The organism is Nonomuraea sp. JJY05 (assembly GCF_043496855.1).
Classification (GTDB): Bacteria; Actinomycetota; Actinomycetes; order Streptosporangiales; family Streptosporangiaceae; genus Nonomuraea.
On the sequence record NZ_JBIEIS010000027.1, the window covers coordinates 95,302 to 111,663 of the forward strand.

Consider the following 16,362-nt stretch of genomic DNA (forward strand, 5'->3'; position numbering starts at 1 on the left):
CGTCAGCCAATCCGGCCGAGGTCTGACAGAGCAGCGTCCGCCGCGATGGTGACCTGGTTCAGGTGGACGCACATGCTGTTGGCCTGGCGTGCTAGGCCGTCGGCCTCGCGCGACAGGCTATATGCCTCAAGGTGATGTGAGCCTGGGCGCATCAGCAGCCTTTGTTCAACACGAGTGGGCCACGAGGTCACAGCCTCCGCGATGTCTTCGGCGTCCAGCCTGACATCTACATTGAGCTGATCGATCTCACCGTCCAGGCGCCACTCTAAGCCGAGCTTCAAGAACTGTGGTCGGACAACCTCGCGCAGGCGGGTGACTATTGCCTGGCTCCTCCGTATTCCCTCGGCAAGGCGTTGAATCGTAGGAGCACGTTTCCACATGTCGATTACGTCCGTTAGAACTTCTCGCGTCTCCGGTACAGCGGAGGCTTCCACTGCTGCGGTTAGCTGGGCGATCGCACCTCTTAGGGCTTCAATGGACACCGGTGCAGAATCGCTATCCCGGCCTTCAGAGATGGGCGGATGCAGTAGGGCGAAGATGCTGGCCAACTCATTCGTCGCGTCCTCCAGAACGGCGATGGCAGTCAGCCGCTCCGCTCGGCCAGCTATACGCTGCTGCACGTTCTGAAGGACGAGCAAGGCAACGGGCACAGCGAAGAAGAAGGCCGTCAGGCTCGTCAGAAGGTTGGTCGCGAACGGGCGAGTCGCCCAGAAACCCGTGCCGTCCCCCAGAAAGCCCAGGATGGTCGAGGCCAGGCCAAGCACCCACATGCCGAGAGTCGCTCTGCGGAGCGATCGGTCGGTGGACCGCCAGGATTGGGACAGGAACGCGACCGCCGCATTTATGTCGCCCAGGACGCCGCGCCGCTGCTTGTCCTCGCCCATCGCGCTCCTCAGCCCAGCTCTCTTGGGGTGTTGTGCATATCGCCCAAGGCGGCCGCATGTGTTACTGCCCCGGCGAGACGATCCAGCTCAGCCGGCACCGGCAGTGGATGGTCTCCTCGATCGGGGCGGCAAAGTCGCCCGGCCACCGCAGTTGAGCGTCGCCCACATCGAACGGCACCCCCGCACGCCGGACCTGCCCATCCGCGTCCCGGTGCGTCGCCCTGACGTCGTCGTCGCCGCGCGTCCGCCACATCGCCGACACCAGTCCGGCCGCGCCGACCGAGTCCATCACGACGACGTATTCGACGGCATGCGTGAGGCCGGTCGCGGCCTGAACGCCGGCGCGGGCCGCCCACTCCTCCAAGCCCGGGAGCTGGGCGCGCACTTCGGACACGAGTCGGTCAATGTCAACGCCGGTCGTGTCGAGGGCGCGGATGAACACGCCGAGGCGGCGGGCCGCGCCCACGATCCCGGCGACGAGCCATTCGCGGGCCTCGCTGACCGGTGCCGACGCTGCGCCGACCGAGGCGGCGTCGGGACCTGCTGCTGCGGCGGCGGCGGCCGCCACCAGGACGGGCGTCAGCACGGCGGCGGCTTCCTCCCGCCACTGTTCGACGTCGGCGACGCGTTCGGCGTCGAGCGGCTCTCTGCCGACGCGGGTGTCCTGCTCGAACTCAGGCGTGAAATGGCGGGTGTGCTTGCGGATCTTGGGGGAGGCGACGCGGGCGGCGGTGCGCTGCACCAGCCTGCGGACGAGCTGCTGCAGCGTGGCCCGCAGGTCCTGCTCGATGTCGTCGCGGACGTCGTCGCCCTGCTCGGGCGCAGGAAGGGCCTTGTTCTCGGTGCGGCGCCGACGCCTCGACCGCACCTCCTCCTCATCGTCTTCGTCGTCCTGCTCTTGCTCCTGGCCCTCGGCGTCGAGCATGCCCTGAAGCATCGCGAACGCCTGCCCGGTGGCCGGATCATCGGCGTCCACGTCGCCGCCCGCCGGCGCGGTTGCGCCCGCGGGCTCCGGCGCGGTCTCGCCCGGCGGCATGTCTTCGCCCGGGGGCGACTCCTCCCCGGGCGCCCCTGGGGGCGCGACGGCCGCGTCCGGGGAGGCGAGACCCAACGCTTCAGCGTCCTCCGGACGGGTCGGGATCGGCGTCTTGCCCTGCGCCACGTAGATCGCCCTCGTGTGCGGCAGATCGAACGGCTCGTACTCGGCGATCTCCCGATACTCGTCCGGCGAGATGAGCCCTTCCTTGACCTCCTCGCGCGCCTCACGGCGGCGGGCCTCGGCCGTACGGCGCAGCACCTCCACGGTCGAGGTGTCGAACTCCCCGCGGACTCCCTTGCCCATGTCCGGCCCGAACCCGGTCGAGACGATCCGAAGGTGCCCCTTCATCGTGATCGTCCAGAACGTAAACAGCTCTTGTTCTGCGTTATCCCAGGTCCGCCTGGACGAGTTACCCAGCACGGTCTCGCCGACGCCGTACGCCGCCAGGACCTCCTCCTTGGCGCGGGCAGCCATATCCCCGTACGCCATATCTCTCGGCGTCGCGGCCAAGTCCACGTAGGACAACTTGCCGCCGCCGATCACTGTCAGCTTGCCGGCCTCGGCGGGCCCGCGCCCGAACCGCTCCTCCAGCTTCGCCGCGTCGGCCGGGTTCGTTCGGCCCTCCACACTCAACACGCCGCCGGGGCGGCCGTCGTTGAGCATGAACGACGAGTTGTAGATCTTCGCTAGGAAGTCCTGGTCAACCGCCAGACCGGCCGCCTGCAGCGGGGTGATGCCCATGTAGGCGTCGGTCGGGTGCGGCTTGCGGAACCAGCGCACCCGATCCGGAGGGATCGGCACGCGGATCCCGTCCGGCGTCATCGTCTCGAAGTGGCTGAGCAGCTTGCCGTTCAACCCGGGGACCGGCCGCGTGCGGCCAGGCGGCAGCAGGTCGAGGCGGATCGGCCGGCCCCGCCGGTCCTGGGTGATCTCCACGAACGCGCCCCGCGCGCTGAGCAGGATCTGCGCCGACAGCCTGTACCGGAACTGTCGGCCGGTCTCCAGTTCATTCGCCTGCCCATCGTTCAGCAGGTCAAGTAGCGGGTCATACTCGATCAGCTCACCCGTCTTGCGGTCGCGCTCCACGAAATCGAGATCGGCCTGATGCTCCGCGATCGAATCGACCGACTTGAACACCCACACCGTGCGCTCGAACGCCTCAGCGACAGCGCGGTCCACCGGCCAGGCGCGACGCGCAGCCGCCGACAGGTTCGACGACCAGTCGGACACCGCCACGGTGCCGAGGCCCGGGACGAGCGCCTTGAGCTCCATCTCCATCAGCTCACGACGCTCGCCATCGGAGAGCCGAGGAACGTGCGCGACCGTCTCGGTGGCCCGGATGCCGGGCAGGAATCGGCGTGCCATCAGGGCGCCCCCGGCCTACTTGGACGAGTCGGAGGCGACGAACCAGCCACCGACCATCATGTAGACGCCCAACAGGCCCACCCCCACCAGTTCCTGCCACGCCATGACGGCCGCCACGGTGGCCACGGCGCCAAGGATCATCAGCAGCAGACCGGCGAAGTCGCGCCGCACACGGCGCAGCTGCGCCCCCTGGTCGTGGCGTTCGCGCTCATGCTCGTTCTGGTCGTAATACACCTGGGCCCCTCCGTGCCGGTCGCCGCCCTGGTGTGGTGGCGGGCTCCGGGGCACGGTAGGGGCCCAGGGGGTTTATGTCATGCGAGGCTAGTTGAGGCCGTCCAGGCGGCTGGCCTGCATGAGGGCGACTGCCTCGCGGCGCAGCTTCTTCTGTCGGGCGCGGGCCTGGCGGGCGGCGACCTCGGCGGCCGTCGTGCCCGGGGCGGGCTTGCTGCGAGCGGCGCGCTCTGCCATGACGCCGCCGTGCAGATGATGCTGGGGGGAGGTGTCGGCTGCGCACGGCTGCCATATGGACATGTCGAAGCGCTGCCAGCACTTCACGCACACCCGGTCCAGGACCTCGAACACCAGCCCCTCCTCCTGGTCGGGGAAGTGCTTCAGGTCATCGGGCAACGTCACATAGGGGCGGTCAGCCAACCGCCACATCAGTTCGGGGTCGGCCGGTTCGAGGAACAGCGCGAGGCCCCACGCGTGGCCCTCCGGGTATGACATGTGGTTATCTCCCCCAGCTATAAGGCAGCACTGAGCCGAGCCCACTGGCGGCACCACCCCCGATCGAGAACCCTTCCGGGAAGGACCCGCCCGCGGCGGGTTCTCGGAGCGAAACATGCCAGGCGCACGACTCTGTGCGATGACGGTTGGGAAGCTTGCGTCCTCAGATGCTGCTGTGAGAACGGCTCAAAAGGTAACGATCACTCCCAGTGGCCGTAAAGGGTTTACGGCCACTGGGAGTGACACCCCGCGTGAACCTTTGGACGGTAACAATCCGATATACGCGCAAACCGAAACCTGCATGCGCGCGTCCTCTACGCCCTTAATTCAGGCGATGATGCGCCAGGAATCCTCTTCCTCCGGCTCGTACACGGACAGCAACACGCCCTCTCCGCGGTCCGGGGACGACACCCCGCGCTTACGCATCTCCTTCTTCGACTCCACCTGCGAGTGGCCCGAGGAGCGCGTGGACAGCTTCGGCGCCGAGAGCTGCCCGGCCGTCATATCGTCCACCCGCAACCGCAGCCGCGTCGCCCCGTGCTCGTCCGGCCGCACCAACGCCCGCGTGGCCAGCCACATCTCGTCGCGCTTCAGGAACGGGCGCAGCGTCGCCTCGTCCGGCTCCCGGCCGGGCGACTCCGACACCAGCACGGGCACGATCTCCGCGCCGTGCTTCCCCTCGCGCCCCCACGCCGCCAGCAGGCCAGCCACACCCCAGCCGAGGCCGTTGCCGTCGACCTTCACCCTCACCGGGTCAGCGCTGCCGATCGCCTTTGCGAGCGCCTCGGCGCGGCGGATCTCCTTCAGGATGATCCCGGCGACCGCGACCGGGTCGGCGTTCTCCGGCCCGCTCGACGTGTGCTCAACCGTGGCCAGGTCGCCAACCAGGCGAGCGACCACCAGCTCGTCACCGCCATCGCTCGCGACGTCGACGCCGAGCCGCACCCACGCACCGGCCTTGACGATCCATTCGGCGTCCTCGTCGTCCAGGCCGAGGTCCCGCAAGCGAGCCCACCCGGGCCGCAGCTCGGGCTCGTCCATCTTGACCGCGGCCTCGATCCAGTCCGAGGGGATGACGACGTTGGCGAGACCCTTCGGGAACAGGGCATGGATCTTCGCGCGGACATAGTTCGACTTCGGCCCGTGGACACGCGTCGTTCGGTCGATCCACGCTTTGTCGACCATGTGCTTGGCGGGGCTGTGCCCGCCGCCGGGGCACGACTGGCACTCCCCGAAATACTCGCTGGTCAGATTGGGGGTGTCGAACGCCGAGATGGGGATCGTCTCCACCTCAGGGTCCCCGCACAGCTTCTCGAACCACGTGTTGACCTCGTCGGTCGGCGGGTTTCCGATGGCGATCATCTTCGCCCCCTCACCCACGAGCAGGCCCGCCAGGTTGTCGCCGATCGTGTGGGCGATGCCGCCCGCCTCCTCCACGATCAGCAGCAGCTCGGCCTTATGTATGCCCTGCACCGCCGCCTCATTATGCGGGGCGGCGGCGATCCCATACGCGACGGTGGTATCCACGCCGTTGGCGTCGGGCAGCTTGTACTGCGTCATGTCCACGACGCCGGGCAACTGGGCCCGGGTGTGCGCGGCCCGCACCTCCGGCCAGAGCTGGCGAGCCACCTGCCTCCACAGCGGAGCCAACGTGACCACCAGCGCCGTGCCGACCGGGTGGACGAGAGACGCCCACAGCACCATCTGCCCGCAACTGAACGTGTTGTGCTCCACGAAGAGATCGACCCACGTGTGATCGACGTCCACCTCGATCGCGACCGTCCGCTCGTCGCCGGGCAGCCGCTCGATCTCCTTCACCTTCTCCCACCGGTAACCGGCTGGTGCGTTGCGGTGCCGCCACAGCTCGGAGTGGCGGCGCTTCTCGGCGGCGGCGAGCGCGGCTTTCATGGCCTCCCGCTTCTCGGGCACGTCCAGCACTTCGACCATGCGGCGCATGTCCTGCGCCGAGGTGACGAGGAACGCCCAGTACGGGAAGCGCTTGCCGTTCAGGCTGGAGTACGTCTTCGACACCTTGCCGCAGACGCCGAGCCGCAGCATCGCCCGCTGGATGTCGCGGATCAGGCCCTCGTTGGACAGGGAGATGCCTATCGCCGAGTTGTTTGGGCGATTCTTGGTCCGGCCCGAGGTCGCCCAGCCATCGCATGCCCACAGGCGGCTGAGGATGACGGCGAGGTCGTCGGGATGGAGCTGCCACATGAAGTCCGGGAAGCGCTTCTCAGTCGCCTTGCAGCCGATCAGGCCCCAGTTCCGCGCCAGGTTAAGCACCGGGTTGACCGGGTATTGGCGGCCCGGCTGCCGATAGCCGCGGACGGCGATCTCGCGGTGGCGGCGGCCTTCCCGCACCTGAAGGTCCACAATCCGGCTGCCGAGCTTCTCCGCGCAGGCGATGAACTCGTCTAAGGCTTCGCCCGGCAGGTGGGAGAACGTGACGAAGCCCGCGCTCGTCCCGCCGTCGCCGAGCAGGTAGCCGAGCAGTGCGGCTTCCTCGAACGGCATGCGCCGGGTCGCCTCTGGGCTGACCTTCTCCGGAACGAGCACAAGGTCCCCCGGCTTGAGGTCGTTTATGGTCCGCCAGCCGATGTTTTCCGGCGTGCGGATGATAGTGCCCACTTGGCCGCCAGAACGGACGCGCCGCACATTGTCAGCCGCGTACAAGGGATGGTGACCGTTGCGGACAATCTCCCGCCCCCAGTCAGTGGTCACTCGGTAGACGGGTTCGACGGCGTTCCATTCGGCTCGGGCGCGACGGATCGTCTGGGTGCCGTCCTCCTGCCATCCGATCATCTCGAATTCGCTGCCGACCAGGGATTCGGCGCGCACGACGCTGCCATCAGCAAGCATGATCACATCTCGACTGTATACGCACTTCGAGGACCCAAAGCAGCTCGGGACGGCGACTTGCTTGTGCTCGGTGAGCGCGGTCATGAACCGGCGCGGCACGCTCCAGACGGCGGCGCCGAGTACCTGCTCGACAAACCCCACCGGATCATCCCGCCACAACGCGAACGACGTGCCGGCAACCCGGTACGCGGCCGCGTACACCTCCCGTGCCTCATCGTCGCCCAGGTTCTCCAGCAGCAGCCGCCGATCCTCCGGCGGGAGCTCCATCAGCTCCACGAACATGGTGTTCGCCAGCCGAGACTTCGGATCGCCCGGCGGATTGACGCCGGCCGGGAGGATCAGCGCCACGGCGGCCGCCCCAGCGCGACAGCCCCGGGCGCGGACAACTCGGCGACACCCGTGCCCGTTTCGAGCATCAGGTGGCGAGAGCAGGCACGCGCGCCGGGACTGGTGATCACGGCCCGGCATGGTGAAGCCCCGGCGAACTAACGTCCAACCGGGCGCTCCCGGTCTACCGTGGTCGGTGTGGATGCCGATACCTGGGCCGCCATCGCCGCCATCGCCGCCATCGCAGCCGACGTTGTGGCTGTCGTAGCGCTCTACTTCGCCGTCACATCAGCCAGGGCGGCGAAGGAATCCGCCAAGCAAGCCAAAGCCGTCGCGAGGGTCGAAGAGGAGCGAAGGGCTGAGGAGCGCGAGCGCTGGCACGAAGAGCTCAAGCCGCCGTACCCCGGCAAGATCGAAACCGAGGTCCACGGCGCGAGCTTGTACGGCTACTTACCGGCCCTGCCTCGTGATTACCTCATTCGCGTCGGCCTGTGCGACGAGAGGCGGTCGGGCAGCACGTTTCGGTTCCAGCCTCAAGTCCGCGTCACAGCGGACTTGCGCCATCGCTTCCCGATTGACGCCTGGCCATCGAAGGTGCCCTCTCGGTTCGTAGCAGCCGTCAAGTTCTGGTGTCCTGACCTCGACGACGACGACACCGGGCCTCTGTCTTGGACCTGTCCGTGCGGTCGTTCGGGCCTCAGCAGTTCCTATGTGCTCGATGCCGACGATCAGTTGTCCGGCAACGGGCACTGGGAATGGTGGGCGGTGCCGATCGAGCTTCCGTCCAACGAGAAAGCCCCGGCGGACTGACGTCCAACCGGGGCTTTACCGACGTACAGCAACAGCGGCTACTGGAAGATCAGGCTGGCCTGCTGTCCCACCACGCGGCCAGCGGTTCCGGATCGTACAGGTCAGCGCCGCCGTACTCGTCCGTGCGGGTCAGGTCCAGGCCGTGCCGGGTGCGCGCGTAGTGGAGCCGCGCGAACACCTCCTCGTAGGTGGACCCTCGGCGCTCGGCGAATTCGGACAAGGTCATCCACCCGAGGTGGAGTCGCTCCCACCAGGCTGTGAACACGGCAGGGTCGGCCATCATGACGCGGCTGCCCACGCGCGACATGCCCTCGATGGTGCCGCCGCTCTTACGGACGGCGGCGACCCTGGCCAGGATCCGCTCGACCGACGTGCCCAGCCGCTTGGCCATGTCGCGGAGGGGGATCATCTCCGGCGACTCCGCTTCCTCGGCGCCGGCCTCGGCCGCGTCGTCGGCGACGTAACCGCGCTTGGCAGCCTCCTCGAGGTCGGTGCCCACCATCGTGGCCGACATGTTGGTCGCCTTGGCGATGTCGGCGTTCGTCAGCGGCTCCCCGTCGATGCGGGCCTGCGACAACTTCAGCACACCGCGGATGCGGCGCTCGCGCGCGCTCTCCTCCTCGACGGCGATCTTCGCGATCGTATCGACCTGCTTGGCGACGACTGCTTTGGCTTCCTCCAGCGACATGGGCCGCAGTGTGGAGGGGACGGGCGCCTTCTTGAGCAGCTTGTAGAAGTCGACGCGGTTGATGGCGGCCAGGCGGCTGAGCGGGGCCACCTTCTTCTGCTCGTGCACGTGGTAGAGCGTGAAGACGGCGAGGTTGCGCCGCTGGGCGGCCTTGTTGTGCTTCTTCCGGGCCTTGGTCACCTGGTCGTGGGCGGCCGCGGTCTCTTCGGCGATGCGCTTGAGTGCGCTCGGTAGGGTGCTGGTGCTCATGGTCGTCGCAGTTCCTTAGTCCTGGGGCTGTACTATCCTCCCGCTCAAACGATCGGGTGGGTGTGCACACTCACGCGCACACCCACGAGTGTAGGACATCTTTATTTTTCTGTGAACTCCTGCTACCCCGATCGGTCTCGGGGCGCGGTGTCGCTCAGGTCGTAGATGAACAGGACGAGCCTGCCCTTCGGATGGACTTCGCCCAGCTCGGGGTAGGGGCCTTCCAGGTACTTGGAGTTGTCGTCCGGGAGCACGCCGGCGTCCACGACGCCGTCCACGACGGCCTTCCAGGAGGGCGCCCAGTTGGCGGGGTCGCGGAGCCGGTTGTCTGGCGGCTCGAACACGCCGACCATGCGGGCCTTCCGCATGTTGGGGATCTTCGCCGCGCGGGCCAGCCAGCACGCGGTCTGACGCAGGTTCTTCTTGATGGGCCGCTCCTTCGTCCAGTGGAGGCGGTCGTTGGCGTTGAGGAGCTTCGTCCCGGGCGGGAGCTCGATCTTGTAGACCGGCGGCGCGGGCTCGGCGGCGAGCGTAGTCGTCACAGGCTTCCTTTCAGGTTGGAAGGCTCGCGGGCGGCGGGCGAAGTGGGCCAGCACCGCCCGCGAGCCAGTTCAGGTGACCGCGATCGAGACGAATTAGACTTCCCGCGTGGGAAGTTCCCTGAGCCGGAGCCTTGCCTGGTAGCGAAGCTCGAACGGGGAGCGTTCCGGGAACAACAGGGTCTGGCCGTCGAACGCGGGGACCGCGTCGGCCGGGTGGAGATGGGCGCACGCGCAGCCGCACGACCCGTCGCACCATGCCCCCGGCGCGACCGCACCGGCCGCACAGCCCGGACCACTCGAACCAGTCGACGTCGCCCCCGTACCTGACGTGGTCGGGGCACGGCCGCGCCTCGACCGGGACGCGGCACAGATTGCACACCAGGCCGGTGCCGGGGCGTTCGTCGTCGGGGATGGGCTCGTACCTCATCACCAGTCGGTCGCCGCGTCGTCGGGGATGCCGTCGCGGTTGGCGTCGGCGGCCGGGTCGCCCTCGACGCCGGTCATGGTGCAGCCGTACTCCTCGGCGTAGCCGACCGGGTAGACGTAGATCGGGTACCAGCCGACGTAGCCGGGGTACTGCCGGTAGGTGCCGTGCCAGGCGGGCGACTGCTGGACGGGGTAGGTGCGCCACGGGTTGCGCGAGTAGGGCGTGACCGTCTTCGGCTTGGCGGGCATGTACTTCGGCACGCTGGTGTTCGTCGGCACCGGCCGGTACGGCTGGCTGGTCTGGCCGGTGGCGGGCTTGCTCTGGGGCTGGACCGGCTTGCCCTGCGTCTGCTGCTGGGGCGGCTGAACCGGGGTCCGTGCCTGAGGCTGGCTCTGGCCGATGCCCGTGCTCGTGCTGGTCCGGCCGGTGCCCACGCTGGTGCTGCTGCTGGTGCTGGATCGGCTGCTGCTGTTGCTGGAGGAGGAGCCGGGCGGGCCGTACACGGCTGCGCAGGCCGGGGCGGGGTCGCTGGAGCAGGCGACCAGGAACGCGGCCGCCGCCGTGGTGAGGACCACGGCCGCCCGGCCGGCGTTGGTGGGGAGGGACATGTGGTCTCCTTCGGAGGTTGGGTCAGGCGGCGCGGGTGCGCCGGTTCTTGGCCTGGTAGAGGTTGCGGCGGTAGGTGCGTTCGGCATCCCGGCACGGGTCGCACAGCGGTTGGCCGTGCTGGCGGTGCCGCCTCGCGGTCGTGGGCGTGGCGGGCACGCGGCAGGCGACGCACATCCGGGTGCCGACCTGGACGGGAGCTCCGGCGATGGGGCGGCCGTGCTCGTCCCACGTGATCCACTCCAGGAGTTCGTTACGCGGGCGGTCTACGGGAACGAGTGCGGCGAGGATGTACGGCAGGGCGGCCTGCTGGTCGCGGGGGAGCGACTGCACGAACTTCTGGCAGGCGTCGGCGTCCTCGTCGCGGATCATCACGGCCAGGGTGAGGGCGGCCTCCAGGGTCCGTTCCGCCACACCTTGGCGGCGGCGCAGGCTGAACTTCCTGGGCGTGGTGGCGGGCACGGGGGGAGGCTCCTCGATCGGCGCGGGAGAGGGGTCGGGGGTGGGGGAGCGGGAGGCGGACCGGTAGCGTTCGACCGTCCGTACGGACGTGCCGAGGTCGCGGGCGATCGCCTCGGCGGTGACGCCGGGCCGGTCGAGCTGTAGGAACCGCTCGTACCGTTCGGCGGGGCCGCGGCTGGTGGGGATGGGGTTGTGGCCCGCGCGTCGCGGGCGGCGCTGGGTCGCGCGGGCCACGTTGGGCTACCTGGGGGCCGGGGCCGGGACGGCGATGCGGAACACGGCGTCACCGCAGGCGCACGTCACGTCGGGCCACCGCGAGTCGTGCGTCCATCCGCCGTGGTCGCCGTGCCCGGCCTGGTCGAGCAGGTCCCAGACGATGCCGGGGTCCAGTTCGATCGTCTGGGCGCTGGTGCCGACCGGGTGGAAGGAGTCGGCGATCTCGCGGGCCTGCGCCGAGGTGACAGCGAGGTTGATGGGCCCGATGTCCGCCATGACCTCCGCGAGCATCCGCTTGAACAAGCGGAGGTGGCTCTCCCTGCTGCGGGCGTCGTTCTCGGTGCCGGTGTAGCCGGTCTCCAGGTCATCGGCGATCCGGAGGCAGGCGATGGCGAGCGTCCCGAACCGATCGCTCTGCGGGGTGCCGCTGATCGAGGCGGGGATGGCCCAGTCGGCGATGCAGGGGACGGCCACCCCTTCGGGGATGGGGACGAGCCGGAGGCCATCCGAGTCGGGTTCGGGCGCCTCGACGGTCGTGAGGGTCATAGGGGGTTGCCTTTCTTCCTGGGGCTTATGGGCGTGTTGCGTGCACCGACGCGAGTCGCAGACGAGCCGTTACACAGGTAGAAGTGTAGGGCATATTTATTATCTCCGCTACTCCGGAAGATCTGAAAGGCTGGAGGGAAGCACATATCGCCGCTAACGTCGCGCGACCCCTGCCAAAGATCCCGAAACGGCCGAAATCGGACACATGATTTCGTCATTTCATTTCGTCATTTCGTAACGTCACCAGTGACGGAATGACGGATTACGGAATAGCCCGGCGCGGCGCCCGGCGACCGGCTGACAAAGGCGTCTGAACAGGCCAGGATGGTCGGCATGACCGAGCCCGGCGCCGTCGCCGACGCGAAAACCTGCAACTACCCGGACTGCGAAGCGCCGCCCGCGCCCACCGACCCGGAGCAGCCCGGCCGGCCACCCGAATACTGCGAGGACCCGGAGCACAACCGGCAGTCCGCTTACCGGGAGCGGCTACGGCGACGCAGGCAAGCCGCCCGAGACGCCGGGGAGCAGGTCCCTGAGGACCTCGGCAGGCCGGTCACCATGAGCACCGCCCGTGCAGCCGAGATCCAGCGCAAGACGGCCGAACAGATCGACGGCCTCATCTCCCACCTGGAACGACTCTCGGCCGAGCTCCAAATCGCCGGCGACCCAGAGGCGGCACAGGTCGAGGTGGAGAACATCGGCTCCGAAGCCCGTGCGCAGATCGCTGCGGCCGACCACCGCGCTCAGCAAGCCGAGCAGCGGCAGCGAACCGCCGACCAGCGCGCACGTACGGCCGAGGCCGAGCGGGAAGAGGCCGACGCCGTCGCCGAGGACGCGCTACGTCAGGCCGAGGAGGCGAAGGCCCGCGCCGAGCAGTCCGAGCAGGAGACCGAGGCCGCCCGCGCCGAAGCCGAGCGCGCCCGGCAGGAGTCCGAAGCCCTGGTGGCCGAGGCGCAGCGCCTCGCACGTGAGCAGAGCGAGCAGGCGCAACAGCAGGCGGCCGCGCAAATCGAGGACGCCCGCCAGCGGAACCTGGAGAACATCGCCGCGGCCAGGAAGGCCGCCGAGGCCGAAATCCGTACCGTCCGGGAGGAAGCCGAGCAGCAAGCCGCCCGCGCCGACCGGCTCGTCAGGGACGCCGAAGAAGGGGCCGCGCAGGATGTGCGCCGCGCCCAGGATGAAGCCGCTCAGGTTCGGCAGCGCGCAGACGACGACGTACGCCAGGCCCAAGCCGACGCCGCGGCGGCCCGCGCCGAGACCCAGCAGGCCAAGACGGCGGCCGCCGATACGGTGCGCACCGCCCAGGAGCAGGCGGCCCGTGACGTCCAGGCCGCCCAACTCGCCCAGGCCCGCGCCGAGCAGAGCGAGACCGACGCCCGGCGGGCGCTCGAACGCGCCGAGAAGACGGCCGAGCGCGAACGTACGACCCTGCTCCAGGCGCACGAAGCCGAGATCCGGGCGCTCACCACCGCCAGCGACGCGCACGCGCGCCGCGCCGACGCCGCCGAGCAGGAAGCCGGCCGCGAGCGCGCCGCCCGCGAGGACCAGGCCACGCAGCTTCGCGCCACCCGTGCCGCGCTGCAGGAGGAGCGCACCAAGTTGGCCGAACTGGGCGGGCAGCTCACGGAGGCCCGCGCCGAGGCCGAGCAGCTGCGCGCCGCCGAGCGTGGCCGTGGCAAGAGCAAGTAGGCCTGGTGGTAAGAATCGCGTCGCCCGGCCCAAACGAGTGGGGGGCCGCCCTTGGTCTACCCGCCGAGCGGACCGGTGCTTGACGCTCGCGCCCGGCGGCGCGGCGGCCGCTCCGGCTCAGTCGAGATGATCACGGCGCCGAGCATCTGTTCGAGCAGCACGATCGCCTCGATCTCGCTCGGGGGCGGCTCGACCGCCGGCAGGCCCGGGTCGTCGGGCGGGACCGCACGGCCCTCGATCTCGTCGGTGGGACCGGTCGGCCACGGCACCCCATCAGCCTCTGTGCGGGGCTGAGAACGATCTTGGCGGCCGTTGCCGAGGCGATCATGGTCCGTCGCCGCCGGGAGGCTCCAGGAGGCGATCACACCCCACCATTCCTCGCGCTCGGCACGGTGCTCGGCCAACGTCGCCTGATACTCGTCCTCCCTGCCGGTCTCGATGGCGACCTCCTTCAGCGGCCGGTCGCGCCGCACCCACCCGCCCGCGATTCGCTCGGTCAGGCCGAGGGCGGCGAGCGTGCGCAGCGCCTCCACGGTCGACGTACGCGACAGCAGAGCCAGGCGGGCGACGTCGGCCGCGCTGGTCGGGGCGCTCGACAGCGCCTCGAACGTGAGCGCGACGCACGCCCCTTCCAGGTTGAGGGCCTGGTGGGTCGTCTCGATTCGGCCGCCCCGCCACATCCGGGCGACCGCGTCGGCCCGGTACACGTCAGGCACGACGAGCATGTAGCGGTCGCCCTGCTTGCCGCGGCCGACGACGATGCGTTCGATCAGCGGATGCGCCTCCTCCCTGAGCCTTTTGAGGTGCTTTGCGACGGTCGTGTGGTCGTACCCGGACATGCGGGCGAGCTGCCTCGTCCCGAACGCTGGCATGGTGTCCTGGTTCAGGCGGGCGGCGACGGCCATGGCGCGCAGCAGCATCCGGATCGCCGGCCCGGCCCGTCCCCAGTCGGCTCGCCGGTCTTCGTCCCGTTCCGCCACCCACACGGCATTCAGCCACAGCAGGATCTCCTGCCACGGGTTGAGGAGGGATTGCCCAGGACGGGGTGGGTACGAATCTACGTCGTAAAGATCACCGCCCTGCACAACCGGCTCAGGATCCGGGACGGTCACCGCGTCGACGGGGGAGAGCGGGGGAGAGGGGAGGGGGGGCGAGGATTTCGACGGGCTAGTGTTGAAGTTGCGATCAAGGCTTCCCGTTGCGTACCCGTCGACGCTGGTGACGGCCTCGCGCCAGTCGGCTCGCAGGGCGCGCTCACGGTCGCGGGCGGCCTTCTTTTCGAGCAGCACGGCCAGGCCGCCGAAGATGCCACGCTCCATCTCCTCGACCACCTGGCAGAACCTCCAACCCGCCGCGGCGAGGCTGTTCAGGATGGCCAGGCGGCATTCCGAGCGGGAGTCGTAGCCGGACCAGTCGCCCGTACGGGCGCGCTGCCCGAGATCAGGCCGGGGAGCACGGCGGCCGCGCGGGCGGGGGAGCCACGGCATCCCGTCCTCGTCCTCCACCATCCAGCCGCCGCCGGCCACTACCGGGCGGCCCGTTTCGGCCGTACTCCGGCCGCCCGGGGTGGGGGAGTAGGCGCCCAGTTCGACGGCGAGCTCGTCGTGCAGCAGCTCCCACACGCGCATCGAGCACGGCTGTTCAGCGATGGCGACGGCCTCGGCGAGGGGGATGGTGAGCCGCATGAACCCGGTGGGGCGGCCGTCCTTCACCTTGTGGGGGGAGCCGGGGATGCGGATCTGCCCGGCGGGGTTGTTCATGGGGGCGACGTCGATGGTGGGGAAGCGGACGGCGAGCGCGCACGCCACCCGGTGCAGATCCGTCCACGGGACCGGCCGGGCGAACAGCACGTAGGTGTGGCGGCCATCGGAGGGAGAGACGTCGGGGATGGCGCGGCCGCCGCACCGCTCGACCGCGGCGATGGCGGCGGCGGCTTCGGCGGCGACGCGGGCGGCCGGGTTGGCGACGCCGAGAGCGTGGGCCCGGCTCACGTCGTGGTCGAGCACCAGGAGGCGGCCCGTTCCCGTGCGCCGGTCGAACGTGGGCACGGTGGTGGGGCGGTTCGGGTGCCGTGTGGTGAGCGGCCGCTCGTAGCGAGCGGGAAAGTTGAGCCCGCCGTCCGCCGAGTGGCGGACGCGCGGGGCCTGCGCGATCAACGGCGCGAGCGCAGCCCATGCTTGGGCGGCCTCGGCGCGGAGCGCTTCCCACTCGGTTGCCCCGTGCGGGGCGGGTATGACGTTGTGCAGCACGGCTGTGCCACTTTCGCCCGGTTCGGACACGCCGAACCCGGGTATGAGTGGCAGAGCCGGGGGCCCATCGATTACTCTGGCTCCTAGCTTCTGGTTAACCGGCTCCAGGCATGCAAAAACCCGCCGGGAACCGGTGGCCTCTAATCGGGGGTCCTTGCGCACAAGCTTTGGTCGGCGAATGGCGCAGGGGCCCTCGTGGCTTTATGGAGTTGTCCGCCGTCCTCGGCGGGGCTACGTCTCCTGTTCCATGCGTTAGCGGGTGGCCGCGGTCATCACGCGGCGGTGGTCTCCATGAGTGGCAGAGTGGCCTCCGCGGCCTCCACCTTGCGACGCAGATGCGGCGGCGGCACGGTCACTCCACGGTGCACGGCAAGCAGGTAGTCCAGAGCTTGTTCCGGGTTCTCGAACCCGTACTCCTTCCACCGGCCATGCGCCAAGTTGAACGTGAAGTCCGCGTACTCACTGAAGCTGTCGAAGCCCAGCGCCTTGAACCGCTCGTGCTCGGCCCACTCCTGGTAGAGGTCGGGGTCGGTGAAGCGGACGCTGTGCCGCGCGCCCCCCTTGGGCTTGCGGCCGCGGCCTCGGTTGATTCTGCTGGCACTCATAACTCGGGAGACTAGCTGAATCTGAATCAGTAATTCACTGTCTTCCCCGGCGTGTCGCGCATCGTTGCCG

General features: G+C 69.3%; 14 protein-coding genes. 2 read left to right on the forward strand and 12 right to left on the reverse strand.

What is annotated here, in order from left to right; translation table 11 throughout:
• Positions 1 to 2: 2 nt before the first annotated feature.
• From ACFKCF_RS36250 to ACFKCF_RS36270, 5 genes are all read right to left on the reverse strand, one after another.
• The gene (locus tag ACFKCF_RS36250; RefSeq protein WP_394499810.1) at positions 3 to 884 is read right to left on the reverse strand and encodes a hypothetical protein; all 882 of its coding nucleotides are present in this window, start codon (positions 882 to 884) and stop codon (positions 3 to 5) included.
• 61 nt (positions 885 to 945) lie between these two features.
• The gene (locus ACFKCF_RS36255; protein WP_394499811.1) at positions 946 to 3,288 is read right to left on the reverse strand and encodes a phage portal protein; all 2,343 of its coding nucleotides are present in this window, start codon (positions 3,286 to 3,288) and stop codon (positions 946 to 948) included.
• Positions 3,289 to 3,303: 15 nt separating this feature from the next.
• Positions 3,304 to 3,522, reverse strand: coding sequence for a hypothetical protein (locus ACFKCF_RS36260; RefSeq protein WP_394499812.1), 219 nt, complete (start codon positions 3,520 to 3,522; stop codon positions 3,304 to 3,306).
• An 87-nt stretch (positions 3,523 to 3,609) separates the two neighbouring features.
• Positions 3,610 to 4,014, reverse strand: a complete 405-nt coding sequence (locus ACFKCF_RS36265) for a hypothetical protein (protein ID WP_394499813.1) — start codon at positions 4,012 to 4,014, stop codon at positions 3,610 to 3,612.
• A 327-nt stretch (positions 4,015 to 4,341) separates the two neighbouring features.
• Complete coding sequence (locus tag ACFKCF_RS36270; protein ID WP_394499814.1) at positions 4,342 to 7,224, reverse strand: LAGLIDADG family homing endonuclease; 2,883 nt, start codon at positions 7,222 to 7,224, stop codon at positions 4,342 to 4,344.
• A 177-nt stretch (positions 7,225 to 7,401) separates the two neighbouring features.
• Between ACFKCF_RS36270 and ACFKCF_RS36275 the strand changes: the two genes are divergently transcribed.
• Positions 7,402 to 8,013 carry a hypothetical protein gene (locus ACFKCF_RS36275; protein WP_394499815.1) on the forward strand — a complete coding sequence of 204 codons (612 nt, stop codon included), beginning with the start codon at positions 7,402 to 7,404 and terminating at the stop codon, positions 8,011 to 8,013.
• Between the two features lie 49 nt (positions 8,014 to 8,062).
• Here the strand turns inward: ACFKCF_RS36275 and ACFKCF_RS36280 are convergent, their stop codons facing one another.
• The 5 genes from ACFKCF_RS36280 to ACFKCF_RS36300 form a co-directional block, all read right to left on the reverse strand.
• On the reverse strand, positions 8,063 to 8,950 hold the full coding sequence (locus tag ACFKCF_RS36280) for a hypothetical protein (protein WP_394499816.1): 888 nt from the start codon (positions 8,948 to 8,950) through the stop codon (positions 8,063 to 8,065).
• A 122-nt stretch (positions 8,951 to 9,072) separates the two neighbouring features.
• Positions 9,073 to 9,492, reverse strand: a complete 420-nt coding sequence (locus tag ACFKCF_RS36285; RefSeq protein ID WP_394499817.1) for a hypothetical protein — start codon at positions 9,490 to 9,492, stop codon at positions 9,073 to 9,075.
• A 426-nt stretch (positions 9,493 to 9,918) separates the two neighbouring features.
• The gene (locus ACFKCF_RS36290; RefSeq protein WP_394499818.1) at positions 9,919 to 10,527 is read right to left on the reverse strand and encodes a hypothetical protein; all 609 of its coding nucleotides are present in this window, start codon (positions 10,525 to 10,527) and stop codon (positions 9,919 to 9,921) included.
• Positions 10,528 to 10,549: 22 nt separating this feature from the next.
• Complete coding sequence (locus ACFKCF_RS36295) at positions 10,550 to 11,221, reverse strand: hypothetical protein (RefSeq protein ID WP_394499819.1); 672 nt, start codon at positions 11,219 to 11,221, stop codon at positions 10,550 to 10,552.
• Between the two features lie 6 nt (positions 11,222 to 11,227).
• Positions 11,228 to 11,749, reverse strand: coding sequence for a hypothetical protein (locus ACFKCF_RS36300; RefSeq protein ID WP_394499820.1), 522 nt, complete (start codon positions 11,747 to 11,749; stop codon positions 11,228 to 11,230).
• 333 nt (positions 11,750 to 12,082) lie between these two features.
• Here ACFKCF_RS36300 and ACFKCF_RS36305 point away from each other — a divergent pair, with 333 nt between their 5' ends.
• Positions 12,083 to 13,438, forward strand: a complete 1,356-nt coding sequence (locus ACFKCF_RS36305; RefSeq protein WP_394499821.1) for a hypothetical protein — start codon at positions 12,083 to 12,085, stop codon at positions 13,436 to 13,438.
• A gap of 56 nt (positions 13,439 to 13,494) precedes the next feature.
• On the opposite strand, the gene ACFKCF_RS36310 is transcribed toward ACFKCF_RS36305, so the two are convergent.
• Positions 13,495 to 15,687 (reverse strand): hypothetical protein, encoded by a 2,193-nt coding sequence (locus ACFKCF_RS36310; RefSeq protein WP_394499822.1) that lies wholly within the window; start codon positions 15,685 to 15,687, stop codon positions 13,495 to 13,497.
• Between the two features lie 272 nt (positions 15,688 to 15,959).
• On the reverse strand, positions 15,960 to 16,292 hold the full coding sequence (locus tag ACFKCF_RS36315) for a hypothetical protein (RefSeq protein ID WP_394499823.1): 333 nt from the start codon (positions 16,290 to 16,292) through the stop codon (positions 15,960 to 15,962).
• Between the last annotated feature and the right edge of the window lie 70 nt (positions 16,293 to 16,362).

Bases quoted from the DNA above. Each gene is read 5' to 3' on its own strand.
- ACFKCF_RS36305 (WP_394499821.1), top strand. From the start codon at position 12,083: ATGACCGAGCCCGGCGCCGTCGCCGACGCGAAAACCTGCAACTACCCG.
- ACFKCF_RS36315 (WP_394499823.1), bottom strand. From the start codon at position 16,292: ATGAGTGCCAGCAGAATCAACCGAGGCCGCGGCCGCAAGCCCAAGGGG.
- ACFKCF_RS36250 (WP_394499810.1), bottom strand. From the start codon at position 884: ATGGGCGAGGACAAGCAGCGGCGCGGCGTCCTGGGCGACATAAATGCG.
- ACFKCF_RS36290 (WP_394499818.1), bottom strand. From the start codon at position 10,527: ATGTCCCTCCCCACCAACGCCGGCCGGGCGGCCGTGGTCCTCACCACG.
- ACFKCF_RS36255 (WP_394499811.1), bottom strand. From the start codon at position 3,288: ATGGCACGCCGATTCCTGCCCGGCATCCGGGCCACCGAGACGGTCGCG.
- ACFKCF_RS36300 (WP_394499820.1), bottom strand. From the start codon at position 11,749: ATGACCCTCACGACCGTCGAGGCGCCCGAACCCGACTCGGATGGCCTC.
- ACFKCF_RS36265 (WP_394499813.1), bottom strand. From the start codon at position 4,014: ATGTCATACCCGGAGGGCCACGCGTGGGGCCTCGCGCTGTTCCTCGAA.
- ACFKCF_RS36280 (WP_394499816.1), bottom strand. From the start codon at position 8,950: ATGAGCACCAGCACCCTACCGAGCGCACTCAAGCGCATCGCCGAAGAG.